At 50.5% G+C, this 25285-nt stretch carries 17 protein-coding genes; 1 reads left to right on the top strand and 16 read right to left on the bottom strand.

Annotation, left to right across the window (positions count from 1 at the left end):
- Positions 1-15 precede the first annotated feature (15 nt).
- A complete protein-coding gene (tatA, locus tag B1748_RS32410; RefSeq protein WP_087572109.1) occupies positions 16-240 on the bottom strand; it encodes a twin-arginine translocase TatA/TatE family subunit in 225 nt (74 codons plus the stop codon).
- 124 nt (positions 241-364) lie between these two features.
- Between tatA and B1748_RS32415 the strand changes: the two genes are divergently transcribed.
- A complete protein-coding gene (locus B1748_RS32415; protein ID WP_087572110.1) occupies positions 365-1240 on the top strand; it encodes an AraC family transcriptional regulator in 876 nt (291 codons plus the stop codon).
- 74 nt (positions 1241-1314) lie between these two features.
- Here the strand turns inward: B1748_RS32415 and B1748_RS32420 are convergent, their stop codons facing one another.
- The 15 genes from B1748_RS32420 to B1748_RS32490 all read right to left on the bottom strand — a co-directional run bounded on the left by B1748_RS32420 (position 1315) and on the right by B1748_RS32490 (position 25165).
- Positions 1315-2691, bottom strand: a complete 1377-nt coding sequence (locus B1748_RS32420) for an ABC transporter substrate-binding protein (RefSeq protein WP_087572111.1) — start codon at positions 2689-2691, stop codon at positions 1315-1317.
- Between the two features lie 26 nt (positions 2692-2717).
- Positions 2718-4652, bottom strand: a complete 1935-nt coding sequence (locus tag B1748_RS32425) for a hypothetical protein (protein ID WP_087572112.1) — start codon at positions 4650-4652, stop codon at positions 2718-2720.
- Positions 4653-5019: 367 nt separating this feature from the next.
- A complete protein-coding gene (locus B1748_RS32430) occupies positions 5020-6003 on the bottom strand; it encodes a carbohydrate ABC transporter permease (protein WP_087572113.1) in 984 nt (327 codons plus the stop codon).
- Entirely contained in the window at positions 6000-6884 is an 885-nt protein-coding gene (locus B1748_RS32435) for a carbohydrate ABC transporter permease (protein WP_087572114.1), read from the bottom strand. The genes B1748_RS32430 and B1748_RS32435 overlap by 4 nt, the downstream gene beginning before the upstream one ends.
- On the bottom strand, positions 6877-9144 hold the full coding sequence (locus B1748_RS32440) for a DUF5696 domain-containing protein (protein ID WP_087572115.1): 2268 nt from the start codon (positions 9142-9144) through the stop codon (positions 6877-6879). The genes B1748_RS32435 and B1748_RS32440 overlap by 8 nt, the downstream gene beginning before the upstream one ends.
- The gene (locus B1748_RS32445) at positions 9137-11191 is read right to left on the bottom strand and encodes a YIP1 family protein (RefSeq protein ID WP_087572116.1); all 2055 of its coding nucleotides are present in this window, start codon (positions 11189-11191) and stop codon (positions 9137-9139) included. The genes B1748_RS32440 and B1748_RS32445 overlap by 8 nt, the downstream gene beginning before the upstream one ends.
- Complete coding sequence (locus B1748_RS32450; RefSeq protein WP_087572117.1) at positions 11192-12133, bottom strand: carbohydrate ABC transporter permease; 942 nt, start codon at positions 12131-12133, stop codon at positions 11192-11194.
- Between the two features lie 3 nt (positions 12134-12136).
- Positions 12137-13120 carry a carbohydrate ABC transporter permease gene (locus tag B1748_RS32455; protein ID WP_087572118.1) on the bottom strand — a complete coding sequence of 328 codons (984 nt, stop codon included), beginning with the start codon at positions 13118-13120 and terminating at the stop codon, positions 12137-12139.
- Positions 13110-16082, bottom strand: coding sequence for an extracellular solute-binding protein (locus B1748_RS32460; RefSeq protein ID WP_179215936.1), 2973 nt, complete (start codon positions 16080-16082; stop codon positions 13110-13112). Before B1748_RS32460 ends, B1748_RS32455 begins: the two co-directional genes overlap by 11 nt.
- Before the next feature lie 14 nt (positions 16083-16096).
- Positions 16097-17245, bottom strand: a complete 1149-nt coding sequence (locus B1748_RS32465; RefSeq protein WP_087572120.1) for an ABC transporter ATP-binding protein — start codon at positions 17243-17245, stop codon at positions 16097-16099.
- A gap of 337 nt (positions 17246-17582) precedes the next feature.
- A complete protein-coding gene (locus tag B1748_RS32470) occupies positions 17583-17894 on the bottom strand; it encodes a rhodanese-like domain-containing protein (RefSeq protein ID WP_087572121.1) in 312 nt (103 codons plus the stop codon).
- Between the two features lie 87 nt (positions 17895-17981).
- A complete protein-coding gene (locus B1748_RS32475; RefSeq protein WP_087572122.1) occupies positions 17982-21071 on the bottom strand; it encodes a VWA domain-containing protein in 3090 nt (1029 codons plus the stop codon).
- Entirely contained in the window at positions 21055-23055 is a 2001-nt protein-coding gene (locus tag B1748_RS32480) for a vWA domain-containing protein (RefSeq protein ID WP_179215937.1), read from the bottom strand. Before B1748_RS32480 ends, B1748_RS32475 begins: the two co-directional genes overlap by 17 nt.
- 47 nt (positions 23056-23102) lie before the next feature.
- A complete protein-coding gene (locus tag B1748_RS32485; protein WP_087572124.1) occupies positions 23103-24179 on the bottom strand; it encodes a DUF58 domain-containing protein in 1077 nt (358 codons plus the stop codon).
- Positions 24176-25165 carry an AAA family ATPase gene (locus tag B1748_RS32490; RefSeq protein WP_087572125.1) on the bottom strand — a complete coding sequence of 330 codons (990 nt, stop codon included), beginning with the start codon at positions 25163-25165 and terminating at the stop codon, positions 24176-24178. The genes B1748_RS32485 and B1748_RS32490 overlap by 4 nt, the downstream gene beginning before the upstream one ends.
- Positions 25166-25285 lie beyond the last annotated feature (120 nt).

The raw sequence follows: 25285 nt of genomic DNA on the forward strand, positions 1-25285 counted from the left end.
TCATGACAATTTCACTTAATCCGGCAATCGCCGTTCTGCTTTCAATAGCTCCTGTTGTTCCGGGGAAACGTCTACACGGCTTGCCTGCTTCTGATCGTCCAACAATTCGTTGGCGCCTTTCTTGAATTCGCGCATCGTGCGCCCGAACGCTTTGGCCAGTTCAGGAAGTTTATTCGGCCCGAAGAACAACAACAAGATCAACACAAGCAATACAATACCGGAAACACCAATACCAGCCATCTTATAACCTCCACATCTTGAATAGCGAGTGTTCCTTTGAATCTTAAATTTGGTAGTAGCTACTTGAAGACTCGCATGGTATAATTTCGAACAAATTCAACAACCACTCTAGGGAGATGATTAAGTGCACATCCGTATGTACAATTTCGTCAGCGACCTTAGCATTTCCGCTCATCATGTACAGGCTCCCGAATTTTCTCCGCTACTTATCCACCCGGATCACCATGAGATGCTATATATAATTGAAGGAAAAGTGCAGCTAAACAGTATTGATCATAGGTATGAAGTTACAGGCCCTGCTTTAATTTTAATACCACTTAATACGTTTCATCAGTTGATACATATATCCAAGCAATACAGCTATGCTTATTGGGAGCTTAAAGATAATGCACATGCGTCATTTCCACAGCCGCACCAATGTATGATCTGGAATAATCTTCAGTGCTCATCAGTCCAAAAGCCCCCCCTAATTGATAATCTATTTCAGCGCATGAATGCACTGGTTGCATTGCTGAGTGCCGACTGGGTGCAGCAACATCCGGATATCATACATGAAATGGCGCATTCTGATCTAGCAACCATATTGTCTTTAACCCGACATGTGCTGAGTTCTTATGATAAACTCGGTGACAATATACCCGCTCCGACTAACAAGCGGATCGCTTCTACCAAAGAAACCGTTGAAATGCTAGTCCGTTGGATGGAAGAAAGCTACTGGGATAACATTACCCTGCAAACTCTCGCCGAAAGAGTTCATTTTAATTCTTCCTATTTAGTTCGAATGTTTAGAAGGTATCAAGGGGAAACCCCTTTTCAATTTCTAAACCGATTGCGAATGAAAGCTGCGATAAGCTACCTGGCCAACAGCAATTTGACTGTGGAAGAAATTTCTTATACGATCGGATACCAAAGCATTCATTATTTTAGCCGATTATTTAAACAAACATATGGCAAAAGCCCCTCCCAATGGCGAATAGAGCATAAAATCCCCTCATCATGACAGGAACCGAGCATCAAAAAGCAGCTCTTGCACCGCAGCATATAAAGGCGATGCAAGAGCTGAAATCCTTTCGCCTACCAGCCCATTTCTTTTCTCAGCTTCATTGTACTTTCATTAAATTTATCTACCCGTGAAACAAGGGATGTAATATCGAATTCTTTGTACATGCTTTCAAACAATGCCGCATCAATGTTTTGGAATTCATCAAAGTCTGGAATAGTCGGTCCCGGCAAGTAACAACACATTTCTTTGGTCATTTTGATAACCTCGGTGTTCTTTCCTTTCCATGTCGGAGTCCGGTCAATTTCATCATCAATATCAGGATGAATGACAAATGTATTGGAGCCATTTTTCACATTCCACTTCTGTGCTTCTAGTTCAAATTGAAAGCTGATCCATTTAAACGCAGCGTCCTTATTCTTGGATGCACTTAGCATCGCGATCGGTCCAAGAAGCTGAACGGTTACCTGTTTCTCTTTGCCTCTTGGCAACGGCAACACATCCCAGTCGAAAGTGGCCAGCTCATTGTAGCCTGGAATAACCCAATCTGCGCCTAGCGTAAACAATACCTTTCCGGTCAGGAAGTTATTCGCTTTCTCCCAACCAAGCTTTTCTGCTTCTTCATCGCTAGGCCGAACATGCCACTTGGTCGTTAATTCCTGCAGCCACTTCATGTCGGCCAGTACATCAGGCGTGTTCAATAAATTTTGAGACAAATCCTCATTGAAGAACCGCAAATTAGGCGCATGACCGTTAGCAACAGGCAAAATCCAATTAAAATGAGAAGCCATCAAGGAGTCATAGGAAATGCCGTATTCATTTGCCGCAGGATCTGTAGCCTTCTTGGCCATTTCCAGCATATCGTCATAAGTCCAGTCATAGGGAGGCATTTCCATGCCATGTTTTTTCAATAAATCTTTATTGACAATAATCCATTCCGATATTGCGGTATACGGAACCGCCCAAAGCTTGTCATCCGGTGTTTTAAATGCCTCCAGAAAGCCATCTATAATCTTTGCATTTTGTATTGTGGGGTCATTCGCAATATAGGGAGTCAGATCTTCCAACATGCCGTCCTTCAGCCAAGGGCTCAGCCCTGTTATCCAAACTAAATCCGCGGGTTCACCGGCCGCCTGCATGGCTATAGCTTTATCAATGCCCCACTCCTCCACTTCGATTGTAATCCATGGATACTTTTCATGAAACATATCAAATAATTCTTGATGAGCCCCTACATGCCAAGCCAGCAATTTCAAAGTGACCGGCTCGTGTTCTTCTTCCTCTTTTGGAGGATCAACATCAACTTCTTCTTGATTCGTTTGTCCGGTTTGTTCAGTTTCTTTAGGATTTGCGTTATTTATATTGGAATCTGTTTGCGAACAGGCCGTCATAACCATTAGACATACTAACGCTACCGTCAGTAACTGGCAAATCAAAACCTTCCTCTTCATACTTTACACCCCTTTTGAATAATGGATTAATAACTTGCTGCCACCAAATTGCCGCCATTGTCGACCGTCACTTTATAACGGGTGCCATTGGGCGACCTGAGAATAATACCTTCTCCTGCTACATCAAGCGACCTATTTAATTCATTAATCAATGAATTCCGGTAATGATTGTCTACTCTCGTGTACATCTCCATCCCTGTAACAAAGGTGGATCCCGCCTCAGCCGTTATTTTAATCCTCCCATAAGCAGCGTCTGGCGGAATATTTACATGGACCATGAAATCCGACCAGCCCGTAGTCATGTCATCTGTTCCGATCAATCTAGTTTCTAATGTGGAAGAAGCTGTACCATCGGCTTTTGACCAGACGATTCGGATGCCTGCTTGCCCAGAACCATTACTTATTCTCGCTTTGGCCTGAAAGACTGCCTCTGCATTGGCAGCCAAAGTAAAAGGCTTTGAAAGAATATATGCCTCACCGGATGCACAAACCTCGATAGAACTGCTATATCCCTCGGGAAGATCGGAATTCGATTTGCAAAAGTATGTTCCAAAGCCATGCACATTCGTCCAGATCCAGCCCGATTTTTCATCCGTATTATGCGTGGTAGCCATATTCTCTCCAGTTGTGTCTACGGAGGAGAGGAGATTAGCATATTCTCGCTTGTCATGAATCGTATATCGTTTCAATTGATTACCCTGCGTATAAGTAAAGTGGGAATCGGTCACAAAAATCCGGCTTCTTTCCTTAGGTATGGCAATCTTCTGAGGATTCCAATCCCCGAAATCGCACCCACCAATGCTGACGTGGTAATGCGGCGCCCCGTTCAAACCAGAAATCATATAATTGGTAAGATAACCGCCTACGCCAGCGCTTCTGATCATTCTAATATGATTAAGGCGTAAGGAACCTTCTGCATTGGCAGCGATTTCAAACATAGGCAACCCGGAATCGCCCCCCATAAATCCGCCGTGAACGCCTTCAATCGATACATCGCCCTCGGCCACTACCCATGTACAAGGCATTTCCATCACACAATTCGTTATGATAATGTTTTTCCCCTTGATCCCGCAGCCTTCCAAATCTATCACTTTCAGAAGCTCACTATCTTCCACGGAAACCTGACCAATTTTACAATAAATCAAATAAGATTCTGCTTTTTGAAAAGGATTGCCTTCCATCAGCGACCACTCTCGCTCATGGCAGTCCAGCGTGCTCCCTGAAATTTTCAAAAATCCGTTGGGTTGGTTGCTGATTAGGCAGTTCTGTGTGCCTCTTGTGACATACCCATACAAATAATTTTCACTTTGCGAAGTATCATATGGGTTGGGATCGTCAAGCCAGGCTCCATACTGAATGCCAACCAGGATGTTTCGAATAAACAAGCCGAATATATTTACATAACCAGAATGCGCATGGCCAGGTCGCGAATACCAATGAATGGCTGCTTTGTAGTTGGTATTAAATTGGCCTTCAATTTTAAGATTATGCAAATGCAAATAAATGCCGGTTATTTTCAAGATCGCGTCTTTATCGGACTCCGAATGGCTGCCTTGCGAAATTCCGATCAGAAAATACCCGTTAAAATCAATCGTTTGCACATCCCCCTTCATTTCTACGGATCTAACATAGTAATTCCGAGTAAAAATTACGGTTTTGCCAGAATCAAATGCCGCCTGTACAGCTTCCGTATCATCAGGACCCGTGCCCGCCTTGTAAAAATCGGGCGTTACGGCCCGACCGCCAAATTCAGAATCAATACGGTCGAAATTCCCATTGACATCATTAGGTGTCAGCGGATCTGATTGATTCAGCTTTAAATAGGTTGACGTCGATAACGAAGCACCAGATGACAAAGGTATACAACCACCCGCCATAAAAACCAATCCCCCCGCTCCAAGCGCGGTCAGCAACTTTCGTCTGCTGATGGCCTTGCTTGTTTGTCCCTCTTCATTATTCATGCGCGCATCCTCCTTAATGTTTGTTCGGTTTAATAACTTACGCCCCCTCTCCTTTATAACTTTAGTCTACAGAGAGGGCCTGGCAACGTCTTTGCAAATCCTATTGTTTTTATACGCTCACTTCTCTACTGAAAACCCCTTCCGTAAGAAAGCGTTTGCATTTTATTGACTTCCTTTTTCTTTTTACATTCATTTTTCCTCGCTTCAACGTCCTTATCCGCCTCTAAAAAACCGTAAGCAAGGATCCAAGGCTGTAAGTTGCAAACGGCTGCCTAAGGCAAAAAAGCAAGCCCGGCAGCCGTTTCATATGGTTTGGATTGTTTATAATCGATTGTATTCCTCAGGATGCTAGCGTGGTAATCGTTTTTTACTCTACAAGCCCGGTACGCTCAATTCCCTCGGAAAACCAGCGTTGTGTAAATGTATAGATAATAAGGGGAGGCAAAATAATGAGAAAGGCCGCGGCCATCTTCGGTCCTTCCGAAATCGGATCTTTCCCTACGCCTGCATTGAAGTTAATCGCGCTGTTGCCCATAAGCTCCTGCTGCATCAGGTTAAGCCTTAACGACAAAGGTAAAAACTCCTTATTAAGAAACATCGAAGGTTCATAATACATATTCCAGTACCAGATAAATGAAAACAGAAAAACGACAATGATGGCCGGGCGAGCCAGCGGCAGCATAATGCGAAAAAACAGACGATATGCGCTCGCCCCATCCATTTTGGCAGCCTCCTCCAACGCTTTCGGCTGGGTCAGGAAAAACTGGCGAAATATAATGATGAATAACGCTCCTCGCAGCCCCTGGGCAAACATAGCCGGAATAATGAATACCAGCGGGGTGTTCAGCCAGCCGAGCTTACCGAAAATCGTGTACATCGGGATGATCGTAATTTGCGGCGGAACCATAAATGTGATGATAATCAAAATAAAAGCCGCCGTCTTCCCCGGGAATCGTAGCCTCGCCAACGCGTAGCCCGTGATTGCACAAGATATAACTTGCAATAGCGAGCACGACAGAGCGATAACAAGCGTGTTCGTGAACGCCTCAGGGTAGTGAAGTCCTCGCCACGCATCGGCCAGATTTTGGCCATGGAGCTTGCGCGGAATCCATTGGACGACCGGATCAATCAGATCACTCACCGATTTAACCATAGTAGACATCATATAAAATAGTGGCTGTAAATATAAAAATGCAATGACAGCCAGCAAAAAATAGATGAGTACTTTTGCCAGCCAACCGTCATTCAGATTTTGTCCTAGGAGCACTTTTTTCACTCGCCCCGCCTGCCGGCTTTGCATATACTGCCTGATATTCATTTTAACCTGGTAATAGCCCTCTGTAATTCTCATCGGAAGCCTCCCCGCTTTATTACCGAACGGTATGTTATCCAGAGCACCGCACCCAGCAGAAATAGAATGAGTAGGAAATACATCCAAGCCTGCGCGCTTGCGTAACCGTATCCCGTTTGAGGGCGAAACATATTATCTCTTACCGTATACATCACCGGATTGAAAGGAAAGGTGAATAAATCCACGACTGTGAATATGGCATTAAGCCCAATAAATGGTATCATCCCCGGAAGTGTTATTTTCCAGAAGCTTTCCCACGGCGTTGCGCCGTCAATGCGGATGGCTTCGTATACGGAACGGGAGATGGTTTGATAGCCCGCAATAAAGATTAGAATCTGCACGCCCGAATACCATAAAATAATAACTGCCTTGCTAAGCACATTCAGCAACGGCTCGGCGATTCTCGGCCCCACGAATTCCCGGATCACCCCGTCAAGATTATACTGTGCAATAAACGGCAGCTTACCTGCCCCTTGACCGAACAATTCCATCAATACCTGTCCCGTGGCGAAAATAACCGGAAGGAAAAAGATGGCCCGGATCAGCGACCTGCCGGGAAGTCTCTGATTCAGCAGCAGTGATACAAAAAATGAGAATATGAGGATAAGCGGTATGATTAGCAACATTTCTTGAAAATAGGTAAGAAGTTGGATCGGATAGATGTTATCCTCCGTTAGCACACGCCGGAAATTTTCGAGCCCAACCCATTCATATTTAAAGCCGTCATTGGTTAAACGAACGTTATTAAAGCTGTTGAATAATGACCAGCCCACCGGAAAGCCAACAAACGCCGAAAAACCGATCGCCCATGGCAGCATAAACAGGTATCCGGTACCGTAATCTTTCAAGCGGAAGCTCCAATATCCCTTTTGCCTACTCACGGTAAGCCCCTCCTTTCTCCACCTTGAATGTGCTGCTGTTATAATCGACAGTCACCCGAGTCCCATCATCATAGGTCATCGTATAGACGCCCTCTGCCTGCTTGACATGTTTCACCATCTGAAGATGGAGCAGTGGCGCCAACTGATCGAACTTCTTATACTCCTCGATGACCCTCTTCTTCCAAACCCCGTACTCACTACTGTACACATGTTCATAATGCGTTCCTTTAAGCTCGCGGCTGCGAGTATACGTTAACCGGAAGAATGGAATCGCTCCATATTCGATCGCTTTAAGCATCTCTTTGTCGTACTCGTTGCGGAGATTGCCTTCTTTACCGGAATACAGGACATAACCGTGTACCGCCATCGGATAAAAAGGAACTGTCTCATCCACGAAATAATCGTAGCTCGATTCCAGTGGGAAATTGGTGAGCAAATCGCTCGCAACCAAACTATAATCGTTGCCGCGCCCAGTGGAGGATAAACCGAGCCGCTCTTGCGTATATGCCAACAGCGACTTGTACAGATGAGCCGTGTCCTCCCGTTGGACTCCACCATCGGCATAGTCGCGGAAAACAGCACTGCCCGCTCCATCAAATAGAAGTCCGTTCACCCCCAGCTTCTCCAGCTTATCAATCGTATCCTTGGCTGTTCGGACAGCTGTTTCAGGTTTCAGCAGGAAAGTGCCTCCGCGCGTCTGAAATACCGTGGTATCGATGCTGCGGATGCCTTCCGTTTTCATGGAAAGCTGTGTCGCGTCGATTTTCATTGAAGCGAGAGAATCTTTCAGCAGAACTGGAAATCCCCGCTGCTGCATGCTAGCCGTAAATTGCCGCAAGCCCTTTGCTCCTCCCAGCTTTTGCTGTACAGGAAAGCGCCGATCCGTTTCCCCGGTGCCGCCCGCCTGCCAACCTTCATAGACAATAGTCATATTGGCGACTCCCTCGGATACTAGCTCATCTATCATCTGCTCGGCCTGCACGAAGGTTGTCGTCGGTACATAGCTTCTGCCGCCGAACACATCCTTTGTACCTCCGCCCACAAGACCTAATTGAAGCGGAATATGCTTAAAGGTTGTCACTTCATTAGGCAGCTGATGCGTCTGAAGCAAATAATCACGATAGGCAGCCGCCATCCCGCTATAATCGGCCTTCTCCCCGGATAGCAGCCGGTATTCAATAACCCGATCTTGGCGGATACGCTCCTTCTGCACGGAATTGACCGGCTGGGCCATCATGCTGACCTTGCGCCAATACTCCTCTCGATAAGCAAACTTCGCCCCGATGGAGTGGTAGCTGGTCTGAACGCTGGCAGGCATTGCAGTAATACGCGTCGTATATTTGCCGTCTTTGACAATAGCCGCATAAGCCTGATCCCCGCGCTTGATGCCGAATACGGGGTAAGCAATCGCCTCCTGCGGAACCTTCTTCTCCTGTAGATTGGCCGGGTCATCGTCATAAATCATATAATCATAGCGGTTGCCGGAAGGAGGTCGAATGCCGTTATAGTAGACAAGTCCGCCCGGACCGTCCGGAACAAACAGGTACCCTTCCTCTTCTGTGCCCGAGACCGCCCCGAAATAAGGCAGCAGCTGCAAGGAGAACAAATAATTGTCGCCATTTTCTTGAATTCCCTGCGTCGGTACGGTCACCTCCAGTCCATGTTCCGTTAGCTCATAACGTATGGCAAGCGTTAAAAAGAGTTTGGGATAGTGATAGGTAATCTCAACCCCCTGCTCCGTCAGAATCGCTGTTTTGTCCACATTCTCCTCCAAGGCGTTCGTCATATTTCGTTGCGTCTTGCCCGCGCTCACATATTCCAGTACAAAGGGCGATTCCAGATTCGAAAGAATCATGCCCTTAACCGTTTCTGCGGCTAGTTGATCCTTGGAGGGATTGCTGCGCCACAGAAAACCGCTGGTTTTATCCAGCACAGCAATCTGGGTTGTGTCAGGCGCAAAGAATAGCGTAAAACTAGAATTTTCAGTAACGGTCGCAAAGCCATTCTCATTAAGCTGCTTCGGCAGCCAGGCTTCGCCCTGTGCCAGCGGAATAAAGTGTTCCATACGCTCAGAGATGCCCATCTCCCGCAGCCTTGGCAAAGTATCCCGATTCCCCCAGGCGATTACGCCCGCCAAAGTAGCGGCCAGTAGAAGCAGTACGACAAATAATCGCTGCCTAGGCTTCCGTGGCCATAGCTGCAACCATTTCTGTGGACGATGCACGTTTTCAACATACCGATTAACATTCGGATCAGCCATAGAACGTCACCTCCCGGTAAATTTGCTTCAAAAAGTCAAACAGGTTAAAACTCAGGCCCGATAAAATAACAGTGAATATCCAGATGATTGCAATAGTAAGCAAAGTAATAATTGCAATTTTCAGCGATTCGAGGAAATCAAAGTTATGAATGACCTGATTCATAATAAAAAATTGGATCGCGATCCATATCCACATGACCTGAGTGATCGCATCGACCAGAATTCGCTCTTCCAGTACTACGATGTTCGATAGAATGATAGCTGGCAGCATTAGTACGATATAAGGCACCAAGGCGTAGACGCTTGCCTGTAGCACCTCTCGAAACCGTCCTTCGCCGCCTTTCACGGCACTGACGAGATAATTGGCTATAATCCAAGTTGTCCATGGCACGAGCAGCAGACAAACCTCCAGCAGCAAGTTCACCTTGCTCAAATCATAGGGATGAAAGATAAACCCCATTTTGAAGATAGAAAGCAAGCGGACGGCTATTGCAAGCAGCACGATCGTCAAAATCATAGCCCATGATATGGTGCGCTCTTTCAGACGGTAGAAGCCCTCATACGGATGAAGCAGCATGTACCATGCATCCCTGGCTTCCCTTCCATACTGAATGGCAAAGGCCGGCCGCGCCCGCCCCTTGACAAACCTCCTGATACGTTTGAAAAAATAACGTAAAAGTAGAGCGAATATAGCTAGTAGTACTACAGCAAAAAATAAGTTGTTTTGTATCCAGTTATTGCGGATGTTCCAGAAAGCTTCGGAGTAGCCTGCAGCGTCGAATGAATCCCGAAAGTGGTCCATTGCTTCCTTATACCGCTTCTCATGCAAGGCGATTTCCCCAAAACCTTTGTAGGGCAGATTCATCATGCCATTCTGCTCCACCACTTCCTCCCAATAGGGTTTGCTTTGCTCGTAGCTGCCTTCCGTATACAGCTTCACCGCTGTCAGAAAGCTATCTCCGAAAGCAGTCCGCTTAAAAACTTGCAAGACATTCAAACTGCTGTCGGCAACCCAAAGCTCCTTCTTGCTGTTCACCCCCAGACTTGTCGGATAATTGACAATGCCATGCTGATGTGCCAATTTATCCGAAGCCCCGAAGTACAGAAGCACTTGGCCATAAGGATCATAGACTGATATTTCTCCCGACTCGCTGTTCATGCTATACAAAAAACGATCCGAATCAATAGCGGTATCCACCAGCTTGCTTTCGTAAAAGGATTTATTTAAAAAAGCATCCACACCGCCGGCATTCAGCTTTTTAATTTGGCCTTTGTCAACGCCGAAGCTGGTCGTTAGTAGAAAGCGATCGGTAGAATACGTCACATTAGAAATCGCCCCGGGACGTTTGGCCACTTCTTGATCGAGCTGATGCTGATTAAGAATCGACCGCTTCAACCGTGTCAGCCAATCAATTTGGGTTTTATTAACGCCAAAGAAGCCTGTGAACTGTCCTTCCCCGTTCATCCTCAGCAGCCCCTGATAGGAATCTTTATTCACGATGTACATGACGCCCCTATGATCCACAACCAGCTTGGTTGGCACATAGAAGTATCCTTCAGGCAGCAGAGACGATTGCGGCTTATTGAAGGCGCGAACAAATTGCCCCTCCGCTTCGTATACGACCACCCGTTTATTGCCCGTATCGGCCACGTAGATCATACCATCTCCGGTAACAAATACACCTTCCGGCGCATTCAGGCTGCCCTCGCTTTCACTTCCCTCCTCACCAATCGAACGGAGGTAGCGCCCCTGCTGATCGAACACCACTATACGGTTGTTCCCGGTATCTGCGACATAAACCAGATCATCGGCGGTGATATATAGATCGCTTGGCTCCGATAAGGGCACATCGATATCCGTGTAACCGATTACTTGTCCGGGTACATAAATCGGTTGAATCCTGATCGCCCGATTTGTCTCCTGATCCATAAACCAGGTTGAATAAGGCAGGCTGGCCGAAGCCTTCGGCGGAATTAATGTCGCCATAGCAAGCTGCAGCCCTGCAAAGCAAGCAACTAGCAGCTTCAATGGAATTCGTCCTTTCATTTATTTCACCCCCGAATGCAGCATCGTCTGAATCATTTTGCGCTGAAACAGGAGAAACATGATGAGGTTTGGAATAAACATCAACAGCGCCGCCGCTGCCGCCATACTTTGACCGGCCACGCTGTTCTGAAGATTGATCGTCAGGCTCGACACATAAAAGCCGATCGTCTTCATCGTTTCCTTCGTCGTGTACAGTGTTGAGCCTTCTATATCCAGGTAAACCGCTTGGAACGTTATAATCGATATTGTTGCTACCGCAGGGGCCGCAAGCGGAATCATAATACGCGTAAAAATATACAAATCATTCGCTCCATCGAGTTTTGCTGCTTCTATTAGCGCATCCGGAATCTGATCAATAAATTGCTTCATCAGAAAAACCGCTACCGGCGAAGCAATAAACGGCAATATATGAGCCAGGTACGTATTTGTAATACCGAGGCTGCTTACGATCAGATATCGGGGGATCGCTACCGTCTCGGGCGCAAACATAAGCGACAGCATAATCATCGATAAGATGAGGCCTTTGAAGTGAAATCGGTGCTTGGAGAGTACATATCCCGCCATCGTGCTGACCAGAATGACAACAACAAGCGAAAGAAAAACGACAATGACGCTGTTGAATAAATAACGGGTAAATGGCACGACAGCTGCTCCCGCATGCAAAAATAGCTGCTCGAAATTACGCATCGTCGGCTCCTTCACCCAAATCGTAGGCGGGAACAAGAATAGCTCATTCATCGGTTTAAAGGCATTGTTGAACAAAAAAATAATGGGCAGCAGCATAAAGAATGCCAGGCCGATAAAACAAACAATAAGCAGGGATTTAGATATGGAAACCCGTTTGAGCTTGGAGAGCCTTAAGAATAAAGGTTTCTGGAAGCTCCTGAAGAGCTCCAAAGTCCTGGACAACTGTGAAAGCTTTGGAGGCGGCAATTGGGTCATCGACTATTCCCCCTCCTTTGCAGCAAATAATCGATAGCAAAACCGCATAACCAGATACGAGATAACTAATAGAACTACCGAAACTGCCGAGGCATAACCCCATTCATAACGTAAAAATGCATAATCATCGATATGATTCGTCATCAAATGGCCAGAATAGCTCGGCGTAATGGCTAGGCCTGTCAACTGGGTCGAGATAGCGCCTGCCTTAAGAGTTCCTACTATGGCCATCACCGCACTAAACAGCATCTGAGGTTTCATTGACGGTATTGTAATGTAGTACGCTTCTTGCAGTACATTCTTGATTCCGTCAATTCGCCCAGCCTCGTACAGCTCCGTATTTACGGTCTGCAACCCGCCCAGCATAGCGAGAAAACCTACGCCCATACTTGTCCATAACGTCACGATAATCATAATGTTCATCAAATATTTCGGATCCTGCAGCCACAGCTGCGATGTCTCTATCAGCCCAAGTTTAAGCAGGATATTGTTCAAATAGCCTACACGATCTCCGCTGAAGGTAGCGATCCAAATAACGGACAGCGCTACTCCCCCTGCCATCGAAGGCGCATACAGAGCTAGTGTAAAGTAGTCGCGAATATTCCGGGGCAACTGATGAATGAGCCAGGCAAAAACAAAAGACAGCGCGTAGCCCCCTGGCCCTACGATTAGTGCAAATTTGAACGTATTGGGCAGCGTGTGCTTCATAAATACAATGTCTTGCGTCAGCAGGGCGATAAAATTATGGACGCCGATAAATGTCGGAAACGAAAAACCATTAAACGAGGTAACGCTGAGCAACAGGGCCATGAGCACTGGAATTAAAATAAAACCGCAAAAAGCGATAAGAAACGGCGCCAAAAACAAATAGGACAGCCGGCTATCCCAGCATTCCCTTAAGAATCGGCGGAACCGCCGAACGAAGCGGGCTCCCCCAGGCGAGGAATGCGATCCCTTAGCTGGAAGAGTCAGACTTTTATTGTTCATTCGCAGCGCCTCCTTCTTTCAAGCTTTTGCTAAATTTTTCTTCACTGCGCGTTATATTCAGATTCGTATCCGGTCCAAAGCCAAACTCCTTCTGCTTGCGCGTCATTTCCCGCTGCAGCGATATCGCTGCCTTGCGAAGCGCTTCATTGGGCGGCATGCCGCTCAGCACTGTGTTATTCCAGGCAAAATCCATTTCCCTTCCCAGAAAGTAATAACCCGGCACGTATGGCATATTTCGCCCCCAGCTTGCCTGCTCGGTAAGCACCCGCATATCCTCCTCGGGCCATGGCACATCCTGCAAAGCCTCCAGATTGGCCGAATTCCAACGGTATTCAATCCCCGCGAACGATTCTATATCATTAGCATAGCTGGCTTGGGTGTCCCGCGAGGTCCACCAATCAAGGAACTTCCACGCCTCATCCTTTCGCTCGCTTTTCTCCATCACCATTGCGGCTGTCGTGCTCTGAGCTGACCAGCGAACAACCGTTCCATCCTCCTTTAACCGCCCCGGCAGCGGCGCCATTTTCCACTTGCCGCTAATTTCCGGTGCCGCTACACTAAGTTGGATATACGTATTGTAATCGGCAATGCCGATGGGCATATCACCGAAACGGAAATGGTTAAAAAAGGCCGGAACCTCCTTCGGCACGTTGTAGATGCTGAACAAGTCCGTCCATCTCCGAAATGCAGTCTGTGCCGCCTCGCTATCGATATTCGTCCGCATCCCATCTTCGGTATAAAACTCAACCCCCTCCTGATAGAAGGGCATAATAAATTCTTTCGCAGGGTAATAAAGCTCCATGCCGTTCTCCTGCAGCGTTGGCATTAGGTCCAGCATCTCATCCCAAGTATCCGGCGGATGAAGGCCAAGCCGTTCAAAGACATCGGTCCGATAAAACATCACGGCAAAAGATTGAGTTTCCGGCAAGCCATAAATGCCCCCGTCATACGAGTAGGAACGCATCACACCTGGACTAAACCGCTGCACAATTTGCTCGAAACCCGGCTGCACGGATAAGTCCGCTGCTGCTCCGCGCATCGCATAGTCAACCGGTGTTTCCATTCCTATGCCCAACGCAATATCCGGTTGATCTCCGGCAGCATTACCCAGCATAAGCACATTGGTGCTTGGCATCAGATTCACGTTGACCTGTATGCCAGTACGAGGAGTGAAATCAGCCTCAATCATTTTTTGCAGCAAATCGACATAATCCCGCCCCCGTTGCACCCAAATGGTAAGCGCTTCGTCCTCATTCAAATCCTTTAAATCATATTGTTGAAAAAAGGTGCGCACAAAATTATGCGTACCGTAGCTGATTCTGTCCCAGAGACCCGGCAGCTCCAGCTCCGGCTCAGCTTCTCGCTCGCGTACGACCAGAAAGTCCAGCAGAAGCGCCTGGCTTTCCATCGGCTTAAGCCATGTATTGATGCTCGATTGAATATCCGCAAATACCTTGATTTGATTCGGAATATCATTGACATTCTCAAGCAGCTCTTCGAGGCTGTTCATGGCCGCAGAAATGGCCGTAGTCGGATCGGTCACATGCTGATTCAGGCCATTGGCATAATCCCGAACCGTCCGAAGTCGTTCGATAACGTCGGATAGCTTGGTCTCGATGTGCGGATCATACGTCTTTAACTGCCAGTTCCTTCCTGTATCCAGATTTGAGCCGCTCCCGCTGCCGTAATTGCCGGAAATCAGACGAATATCCCGCTCCACAACGCTTAGATCCGTCAATGCGTCCCGCAAGGACTGCACAGCAGGGGCAATCAAAGCGCTATCGGCGATAAGCCTGAGCTGATGATCTCCTTCTTCCAGCCAGAAAAGGTAAGGTTGTCCCAAGTCATCCATGAATGGCTTGATCGTCATATCCGTTTGAGCCGGCAAGGCATAATGCAGCAGCTCGCGGAATGGCACCTTCCCGTCCAGCAGCACAGTGCGATATACAGCTGCCTTGCCGTTATAGGCCTGCAAATACTTCATGTCAATTACATACCAACCGCTTGAAGGTACGGTAAATGCCCACTCAATCCAGTCCCCGGCCTGCTGCCAGCGTTCTCCGCCAATCGTATTATAAACAAGCCTTCCTTTGGGATCGGGTGAAATATAAGGCTCCGCCAGGCTTTGTGTCTGAATCCCTATCGCAGATTTGGCAGCGTACTGCTCAGCCTCGATAACCGTATACCAGCTGCTGCCTGGTAATTCGGCTGGGGTAGAGTTAGCTGCTACATAGTCGGCATACGACGGAATCCGTTGGGGAGCGGCAAAAATTAAAGAAGCCAGCGCTACTGGCTCACGTCCCCCTGTCATCCGAATCGTGTTTTTTCCCTTCTTGAGCGGCCACAAAAGCGGCTCGGACGACACCGCATAATCTACGACCTGCAACGTGCTCCATTTGGTTATTTCGGTCTGCACCGGACGAATTTCGTTGCCGAGCCCGTTGCGCTCATACGGATATTGGCCGTCCTTCCAAAGCCTCTCGAGTATGATTCGCTCCGCTTCCTGATACGGATAACGCTCGTTAATCTGGATGCCGCGTGCGATACTCGCATAGCTGCCCTTTAGTGGAAAATATTCAACCGTAAGCGCATACAATCCCTCCTGCGGAGCCTCCACCGTCCACTCAATCCAGCCTTCAGAACTCGTCCAGTCGATCACGTTTCCCTTTTGCTCATCGTTGCGTGCTTGGATCTGGCTGTCATGCGAGATTGCTGAATAGTCCACCGCTTGGATCATAATTTCCCCAGGCTTCATCTCCTCAGCCTGATTGCCGCGCAGCCAATGCGCATACACCGGTAACGGTTGCGCTTTAGGATCGGATGGCTCCGCAAGAACAGATCCCAAATAGATCGAGCTGGCTTGATACTCGGGAAACAACTGTTCTTCCTTAAAATGACCTTTTGATATCCACAGCATAAGGATTAGAAACAGGATAAAGCACCAGCTGATTATTTTCCGCATCGAGTATTCCCTCCTCATACGGAAGCTCCCCCGAGCAAAAGCGATTCTCCGCTCTCCCGCTCAAATAGATGCACTTTATCCATTCGCAGCACCAACTTGATCGTATCCCCTATGCGCACGGGTATATGGGCATCCGCCCTCGATACGATGGCAGTCCCCCCCAGATCGGTATGTATATAAGTATCAGAACCCATGGGCTCTTTCATTGCAACGGTTACTTGAACCTGCCACTCGCCATACGGCTCGGCTTGCAAGGCATCAGCGTCACATAGCACATGCTCCGGGCGCAGCCCGAGCACAACCTGCCGCCTGCTGTTCGGCAGCCCTTGACTCATTCCTTGCAAGTGCCGTGCATATGCCTTCGGCAAAGGCAGCCTCAAACGTCTATTTTCAAAATAAAAACCATCCTCATGTGAGGCAATTATCCCGTCAATGAAATTCATTTGAGGTGATCCAATAAAACTCGCTACAAATTTATTTGACGGTTCATCATAGAGAATCTGCGGAGCGGCCACCTGCTGAATTCTGCCATCGCGCATGACCACGATCCGTGTGCCCATTGTCATCGCTTCTGTCTGATCATGCGTCACATAGACGAAAGTGGTCTGTAATTGACTGTGAATTTTAATAATTTCCGCACGCGTCTGCGCCCGAAGCTTGGCATCGAGGTTCGAGAGTGGCTCATCCATCAGGAATGCTTTTGGCTCGCGCACTAATGCTCGTCCCAATGCTACCCGCTGCTTCTGCCCTCCGGACAGTTGGGCGGGCCGCTTCGTTAATAGGTGTGAGATTTCAAGCATTTTGGCCGCCCGGCTGACGCGCAGCTCCACCTCATGCTTAGCCACCTTGCGCAGTTGCAGGCCTAGTGCCATATTTTCATAGACCGACAAGTTCGGATATAGCGCATAATTTTGAAACACCATCGCAATATCCCGATCCTTTGGCGAAACATAGTTCGTAAATTTGCCGTCGATGTAAATATTCCCTTTAGACACATCCTCGAGTCCGGCAAGCATTCGCAGTGTTGTAGACTTGCCGCAGCCAGACGGGCCAACCATAACGAGAAACTCCCCATCCGCCACTTCGAGATGAAAATCGTTTACCGCGGGATTGGGCTCACCCTTGTAATGTTTGTATACATGTTGAAACACCACGTTTCCCATAGTTCTAAAAGCGCCTCCCCTCAGCTTGTCCGCAAAGCTTGCAAAGCTTTCTTTTAATATCTAATTTTTCGCCCGTCCCCTCTTCCCGCCTTTGTTACTCTTAGTTTACCGGGGGAGTATGGCAGCGTCTTTGCAAATCTTATTGTTTCTTGTTCGTTCGTATTACTTATGATAGTCCCTTCCTTTAGAGAGCGTTTGCATTTTATTGACTTGTTTGATGCATCCACATTTACATTCACAAAGCCACATCAATAAAAAAAGGTATCTCAAGGACATAGTTCAAGTCCCAGAGATACCGTTTTTTTATACCGGATGTTGCCCATCATTAAAACAGCTGCTACTTCCCTTCGACAATTTCGCCTTGCCACGCCAGCATGCCGCCAGCGACATTAACGACGTCAAAGCCCTGGAGTGTCAAAAATTCGCATACGCGTCCGCTGCGTCCGCCGCTGCGGCAAATAAAGACAACTTCGCCCTCCACGTCATGCACTTCGTGTGCGCGCGCTTGGAATTGAGAAAGCGGAATGCTTCGGGCCGAGCTGATATGTCCCTCTTCCCATTCGTCCGGCTCGCGGACATCGATCAGATTTAAAGTTACGCCTTGGTTCAACTGCTCCTGCAGTTCGTCAGTCGTCATTTCGCGGTACATCGTTCCATCACCTTTCACCGTGGAAATTAAGCTTTCCTAGCATTGTAACGCGGCTGGGCCGTCTCTGTCCAATCCAGCTCGACAGGGTTACTTTCCGCCTCGATTATTGGATCTGTTTTTGGCAGCGAGCAGCCGGTTCATCGTTCCGGTACTCTCTTGCTGCCGGGAAGAATTCGGATTCGCCGACTGAGATGCGGGAGGCTGCGGCTTGTTCGGCGAAGCTCCTTGCTGCGAATGTTCTTGTTGCGAACGTTTTAGCTGCGCATCCGGCTTAGGCGCGGAGCCACGAGAGCTAGGCGATGGAACGGGAGGCGCCGTCGGCCGAGTGCCGGAACGATCCAGAACCGATGCGCTTTGCGAGGGTGACTTCGGTTCGGTCGATTGCCCCATTCCGGTTGGGACTTTGGCTTGCCCTTCCAACTGTTTCCTCGTAAGTTCCACGCCAGCAGCCTTCCCGCTATCATCCGCTCCATAAAATCGGGAGCTGGCTGCCGCCTTTCGTTTCAACTGCTGAAGGGCGGTTGCTGTTGCCGGAGCGACTCCGCCGTCCGCTCGCCCCACGACCTTGCTTCGCACTTGAAGCCGAGCTATCGCCTGGCCAACCAGCAACCTCCATGGAATCGATAATCGGCGCACGGCGATGTCCAAGAGCCATAATAATAAAATCGTAATCAGCATCTCCCGCGTCCAGTCGTACGCTTCCCTTCGAACCGTCTTATCGCCGCGGAAGGCTAATAGCGCATCCTCCAGTCCCAGCTCTCGCCCGCCTGTAAGGGATGCTATCCGCGCAAGCGTCTCTCCGCCTTTGTCATCCTGTATGCGATACTCCGGCGAATAAGGGATGACGAGACCCGCCGTCTGTCCGCCTTCCGATACGAATTTGCCTTCCTTCGACACTTCCCCCACTTTTGCGAGATAGGCGCCAGGCTGCAAACTTCCGATGGACGCCTCGTATTGCCCAGGCGCAACGGGCATCAGCTCCGTCGGTTTCGCGGAACCGTCCTTAGCCAATCCTTCGATTGTCGCACCAAGCTTCGTGCTGCCGCCTGCGCCCGCATCGCTGCTGCTTTCTACCTTTAACAGCCCGGCTCCGCCCGTCATTTCGGCCGATACCCGGTAAGGCCTGCTGTCGAATTGCGGGAACGTCCACTTCACCCATTCTGCGAACAGCTTCGGAAACGACTCCCACTGCATCCATTGCGGTGACCACTTGCCAGTAACGTCGCTTGTCCATGCAACGGTCCGTCCGGAGCCGTATTGCCATCTGGCCAGCACGGGATCTCCCTCCGGCGACCAAAGCGCCACCTCGGCAAGCTCCTTGGAGGTTGTCGCGATATACGCCTGTAAGGGCGGTACGCCTTCCTTCCATAACGACGCCCATTCTCCGCTGCTGCCGATTGCCGGGACGAACTCGCCGTCTACCACATACGTTCTGGTCATCAGGACCGTTTCGCGGCTGAAAATGGCAGGTAGCGTACTTTGATCCCGCGTAAAATAATACCGGCCCTTCGCATCATTCGCCAGACGCTGGAGGAGCGCCTGATCCGCGCCGTCTCCAACCGCCACAGTCGACAGCGTCATCAGATGATCGTTCATGGCATCCGTGATGACGGAGTAATTCCCCGAGCTTCCGGACTGTCCGTCCGTCAGAAGAATCATATGCTTCCGTTCCGCTTCCAACTCAAGCAACCCTTGATAACCCGATTCCAGGGCCGTATAGATTTCCGTGCCGCCTTCAGGCTGAATGCCCTGAATGTTCTCGATGACGTCTTCCCGGTTCGACAGCTTAGTCGGCTCGACGACCCACCAAGGCGCGGAGTCGAAGGCGACGACGCCTACCGTATCCTCGTCCCTCATCAGCTCCACGGTGCGAATGGCAGCTTCCTTGGCAAGCTCCAGCTTGCCGTCCGACATGCTTCCCGAACGGTCGATCACAAGGACAAGACCAAGCGAAGGAATCTTTTTCCTCCCCTCAAGATCCATACGGACGGGAAGCGCATCTTCGATAGCGGTTTTGAAGTAACCGCCAAGCCCGTAGGACTGCTCGCCGCCAAGCATCATGAGGCCGACTCCGTAATCGGAAACCGCGGAGCCCAGCCACTCCATAGGTTTCTCCGCAATGCGGGTTGCAGGGACATTATTTAAAATAATGCTGTCATATGCCGCGTATTCCGCCAGCTCCTGGGACAACTGCTCAGGCTCAATCGTGTCAAAGCCGATCAAAGAAGAAGCAAGCGCTCCCTCCAGATTGACGGATGATCCCGGATCTCCTTCGACGATGAGCACTTTGGGAGGACCATTGACGCGGCTAAAAGCATAACCGCTGTTGTTTGCCGCCTGCTCGTCTCCATCGACGTGGATTTCGGCGCGGAATCTGTGGAAGCCGGGTTCAAGCGCCGTACTTTGCAAAATAAAGCTGTTATCGCCAACCTCCAGTTGTAAGTCGCTGATGCTTAGCTGTTGATCGTTCTGGTAAATCCGTAGCTCGGCTTCCCCGGAGAAGGTGCTCTTGATTGTAATCTCGAAACCGAAGGTTTCGCCTTGCTTCAATGAGGACGGCACCTTGAGCTGTTCCAATGCGGCATCGCGCTTCAGCGATGAAACGATCGGCACCACGTCTACGGCGATACCGGCGTCCTTCAGCATTCTGGCTGCGCGAATGGCATCGCCGCTGTTCTCCGAGCCGTCCGACAGAACGACAAGTCGTCCTCCCCCTTGTTCGCGAAGCATCGCGGCGGCAAGCTGAAGACCTTTGGCCAGGTCCGTATAACCGTCCGACAGCCCCGTCCGGAACCGGTAGTTACCTTCTTCGGCCAACGCTTCCGAGGTTAACCCGCGATCCACGACAGCGGACAGTCCAAACGATACGATGCCTCCTGCATCGCTTTTGTCCTTGTCGCGCCAAGCCTCCGCGATCCATTGGCCCATACGCGGATCTTCATTCATGCTGGCCGAACGATCCGCTACGAACACCACGTTGCGTTGCTCTTGCGTGCGATAGGGCTGCACTTGCGCAAGCAGAAGTACGATAAGCAGCAGGATGATGGAACGAATCGATATCGCCGCGACTTTGCGCGCGCCCGAAAGTCGGCTTGCCGTCCGGCACATCCAAATGACATAAGCTGCCCATGGCACAAGCAGCCATAGAGCTAACGCATGCTCAACCGATATGCCCACGGCGGTACACCTCCCACTCCAGCATAATCAAGCCCAGCAGCAAGACGGCTGCCCAATGGATCAAGGATTGCTGCATGCCGTTGTTTTGCTTTTGTCCGGCATTAACGGTTTGATTGTCTTCATCATCTTGCTGCACGGAGTGAAACGCAAGCTGTTCGCCAGAAGAAGAAGAACGAACGGCCTTCAGCTCCTCCATATCCGGCGAAACGGCCAGTAAGCGGGAGGCGATCAGTTGGCCTGTCGCATCGCGTTCTTCCAGACGATAGAGACCCGGCACATCGGGAACGCGTATTTGACTATCGTTCCGTTCCACCTCCATGGTAAAGCTGCCGGTCTCTTGTTCGCGCGAAATGAGCGCAGGACCGTCCAGCTTCGCCCAACGGGCGGTCTCCGTCTCCGCTTGCAGCGCGACAGACATAGAAGACCCGGCAAGACCGGATCCCAGCTGGGGCAGTGAACTGCCGTTCATCCACTCCGCGGCTTGCACGATAAGAATGGGAAACTCCGGCCTAAGCGGCAGATCCGTGTCCTGCAGGTTAAAGGTAAATCGAAGGCGAGGACGTCCCTGCTCCGTTCCGGCAATAATTGCGGGATATCCCCCGTACGTAAGAACAGGATTTCCCCATGCCGCGTCTTGACCGCCAACCTCGTACAAACGCCCGATATGCGTGTCCTGCAACGTAATGTATGCCGTAACGGGATGCTCCAAGGCCTTCGCTTCCGTACTTGTCGGTACAACCGTGCCAGTGCCATCCGCTACCGGATGATCCATATTCCATACCGGCATGCCGCCAAGCCACTCCGCCCAACCTGCCGATTCCTTCAGCTGTTCTAGCTGCCCATCTACTAGAACCCAGTCCAGGTCGCGGGCGATCTCCCCTGTCGGAGGAGGTTGATCGGGACTGCTTTTTACAATCTGAACGCCAGCCAGAGCAAGTGCTTTCTCCAGGAACATGTTGCCGCTAGTGACAAGCAGCGCTTTGCCTGTCTGAGTACCTTGCGGAAATTGGAATGCCATGTTATCCGCCGTAATGAAGTCCGGCTCGCCTCGAAGCTCCGCGGTATAGTAATCGGCCGGAGGCAAGACGTCCGTCTCCTCGCTTTGCCAGCTCAGAGCATCCGTCTCCATGTCCACTCCCGTACGGTAAACTTCGCCCTCATCCAGCACGAATGCCCTTATTGTCACGTTATAGATTCGAGAATGCTCGCTATCATTGCGCACTGTAACGGTCGCAATTTGATGCCCCGGAGAGCTTCCGGATTCGCGCAGGCCAAAGCTTAGAATTGAGCCATTCTCAAACGGCGAGTCTGCCGCCTCTGAGGGTCCAGCGTGCCATCGCTCCGTTTGCGCGTTCAGCAGCAGCTCCGAAGCTTCCTTTGCGTCGATCCATTCCCCATCCGTCAGTACGATCGTCTGACCACCCTCCCCGCCATGAAGCGAATCTGCAAAGGATAACGCAGCCGAGTTGTCGGATCTGCCGTAGAACGGAACGATGCCGTCCAGAATCTCGGCCAACCGTCGATGGTCGCTCTCGCGAGACGCCAGAACCTCAGGCTCCGCGCCAGAGACGACAAGCGAGATCGGTCTCCCGGACGGCTGCTCCGCCAGCCAAGCCTCGGCTTGCCGGAGTCCGTGCTCCAGTCTGGTCAAACTCTCGGGTCCTTCGTCGCCCCTACTTGCGCTCATGCTGCCCGAACGGTCGATAAACAACACGGCATGTCCATCCGGGGAGGCCGCCCCCCATCTCACGGGCTGCATTAGCGCAAGCACTGCAATAAGCGCGGCAAGCAGCTGCAGGAGCAGCAGCCACCTGCTCCGCAGCTTCTGCCAAGGCCGGTTGGCTTCCTGCTCTCGAAGCAGGCGGTTCCATAACATATGGCTGGGTACGACGGTATCGGTATATTTTTTTTTGAGGATGTACATAAGCGCGATAATAGGCAAAGCAACTGCGAACCATGCGGATGCTGCCGATAGGAACTGCATGCCGATATTGTCCCCCTTATCTTCATGATGCGAATGAGAACCAGCCGCTAAAGACGCAGCGTATTCGGTATCGTGGCAAGACTGGCTATTATATCGGAGATGGATCTGGATGTGTCGATGAAAACAAACGGGATGCCGCGATCGGCGCATTGCCGTCTCAGCTCGTCCTGAAATTCTGCCAGCGTTTGACGGTATTGTCGCAGCAAGCCGCCGGACAACGCCACTTCCTTGCCAGTGCCGAGCTCCGCGTCGATCAACCTTAATTCCCCATCCAGGCGCGGATCGAGCTCCTGCGGAGACAACAATTGGACGAACACGACATGCTGACCGGCAGCTGCAAGAGCGAGCAGCGTCTCCGCGATCCCCGATTCATACCAGCCATCCGTAAACACCCAGCTCACCCCCGCTCTTCTGGGCAATCTCCCCGGTTGCCGAAAGGGCCTAGACAAATCGGAGATACTGGCATCTGCTTCCCGCGTCTCTGGAGGGTTAATTGAATGGGGTGATGCAGATTTCGCTGGCTTCTGATCGGAGATGCCGATTCCTGCTGCCGTCGCCTCTGACCGTTTAGACGGAAGGTCTGCTGCCGGGTTCGATGGTTTCTGATCGGCCAAGTACCGAAACAGATGCAACGATGACGCGCGGCCGCCTGCCAGCCGCACACCTTCGTCCATCCCTTGTCCGGCGAACGTTCGGACGGAGAGACGATCGCCGCCGCACAAGGCGGCGTATCCGACGGCTGCCGCCAGACGGAGGGCGCATGTCAGCTTATTAGCCTCTACCCCGCCGAAATTTGACATGGAAACGGAAGTATCTATATACAACGTAGCATGCAGCTCCTGTTCATCCCAATATTGGCGAATGAACGGTTTGCCCGTTCGTCCGTACACGTTCCAGTCGATCCGTCTAATATCGTCGCCAGGCGCATACGGTCTGTAATCCGCGAATTCCTGGGAGCCGCCGAGCGAGGTCGAGCGTCGTTTGCCTGCCAATGTCCCTTGCACGCGGCTTCCTCCGGCCAGACTCATTCGCTCCAGCTTTGCGAGCAGTCCGGACTCCGGGAACAAATAAGAGAAAGCTTCGTCTCCGCCCTTTATCTGCTGGAGCTCCTTCGTCGAAGTCATCGCTTGGCCTCGATCTCGCGAATAATTGACATCGTCATGGCATCCGTATCCATCCCGAGCGCCTGCGCTTCGTAGCTGAGCACGATGCGATGCCGCAGAACAGGCAGCGCGACATCGCGGATATCTCCCCATGACACATGAAGCCTGGCAGAGGCAAGCGCTTTGACCTTCGCTACGGACACAAGCGCTTGCAGCGCGCGCGGTCCTGCTCCGAATCTCGCATATCGCTTGATCTCTTCCGGCGCATCCTCCTCGCCGGGATGGGTCATCATGACAAGCTTGACTGCGTTATCCAGCACATCCTCGGAGACAAGCAGCTCCCTCGCCGCAGCTTGCAGCTCCAGCAGCTCGCTGCCGCTAATGATCGTGCTCGCGCTTGGTTTCGCGCTAGTTGTCGTGCGGCGAACGATTTCCTTCAGATCTTCTCGCGTCGGATAATCCACTCCGATCTTCAACAGGAATCGGTCCAACTGCGCTTCCGGAAGCGGGTACGTACCCTCCTGCTCGATCGGATTTTGAGTAGCCAATACGAAGAACGGCCGAGGCAGCTTATGCGTCTCGCCGCCAGCCGTTACCGTGCCTTCCTGCATCGCTTCCAGCAGCGCGCTCTGCGTCTTGGGCGTCGCGCGGTTAATCTCGTCCGCCAGCACGAGATTGCCGAAGATCGGTCCCGGTTGGAATCGCTGCGATGCGGCTCCTGCCGCGCCGAAGTCGATCAGCGTCGTCCCCGTAATATCCGACGGCATCAGATCCGGCGTAAATTGAATGCGGGAGAATTGCAGCGCCACGGCGTCAGCTACGGTGCGGACCAGCATCGTTTTGCCTAGTCCCGGAATCCCCTCCAGCAGAGCATGTCCCCCTGCCACAAGACACCAAAGGAGCTGATCCACAACCGTGCGTTGCCCCACGATTACCTTCCCGACTTCCTCCCTTAGTGCCGCAATCCGTCCCGCAGCCTCCGCAAGCTGCTCCTTCGACTCTATCATTGTTAATGCCTCCTCTTATGATCGCAGGGGCTTAGGGGTCCCTGTAGTATTCGGAATCACTTTTCTGAATCATGTTCTCTCTTTATAATCGTGTTCGTCTCAATCACTTTCACATCTTCC

Origin of the sequence: Paenibacillus sp. MY03 (assembly GCF_002165585.1) — a bacterium.
In the GTDB taxonomy this organism is placed as follows: Bacteria; Bacillota; Bacilli; order Paenibacillales; family Paenibacillaceae; genus Pristimantibacillus; species Pristimantibacillus agaridevorans.

Coding starts and splice junctions, on each gene's coding strand:
- tatA (WP_087572109.1), bottom strand. CDS start 240: ATGGCTGGTATTGGTGTTTCCGGTATTGTATTGCTTGTGTTGATCTTG.
- B1748_RS32420 (WP_087572111.1), bottom strand. CDS start 2,691: ATGAAGAGGAAGGTTTTGATTTGCCAGTTACTGACGGTAGCGTTAGTA.
- B1748_RS32425 (WP_087572112.1), bottom strand. CDS start 4,652: ATGAATAATGAAGAGGGACAAACAAGCAAGGCCATCAGCAGACGAAAG.
- B1748_RS32430 (WP_087572113.1), bottom strand. CDS start 6,003: ATGAGAATTACAGAGGGCTATTACCAGGTTAAAATGAATATCAGGCAG.
- B1748_RS32440 (WP_087572115.1), bottom strand. CDS start 9,144: ATGGCTGATCCGAATGTTAATCGGTATGTTGAAAACGTGCATCGTCCA.
- B1748_RS32445 (WP_087572116.1), bottom strand. CDS start 11,191: ATGAAAGGACGAATTCCATTGAAGCTGCTAGTTGCTTGCTTTGCAGGG.
- B1748_RS32450 (WP_087572117.1), bottom strand. CDS start 12,133: ATGACCCAATTGCCGCCTCCAAAGCTTTCACAGTTGTCCAGGACTTTG.
- B1748_RS32455 (WP_087572118.1), bottom strand. CDS start 13,120: ATGAACAATAAAAGTCTGACTCTTCCAGCTAAGGGATCGCATTCCTCG.
- B1748_RS32460 (WP_179215936.1), bottom strand. CDS start 16,082: ATGCGGAAAATAATCAGCTGGTGCTTTATCCTGTTTCTAATCCTTATG.
- B1748_RS32465 (WP_087572120.1), bottom strand. CDS start 17,245: ATGGGAAACGTGGTGTTTCAACATGTATACAAACATTACAAGGGTGAG.
- B1748_RS32470 (WP_087572121.1), bottom strand. CDS start 17,894: ATGTACCGCGAAATGACGACTGACGAACTGCAGGAGCAGTTGAACCAA.
- B1748_RS32480 (WP_179215937.1), bottom strand. CDS start 23,055: ATGCAGTTCCTATCGGCAGCATCCGCATGGTTCGCAGTTGCTTTGCCT.
- B1748_RS32485 (WP_087572124.1), bottom strand. CDS start 24,179: ATGACTTCGACGAAGGAGCTCCAGCAGATAAAGGGCGGAGACGAAGCT.
- B1748_RS32490 (WP_087572125.1), bottom strand. CDS start 25,165: ATGATAGAGTCGAAGGAGCAGCTTGCGGAGGCTGCGGGACGGATTGCG.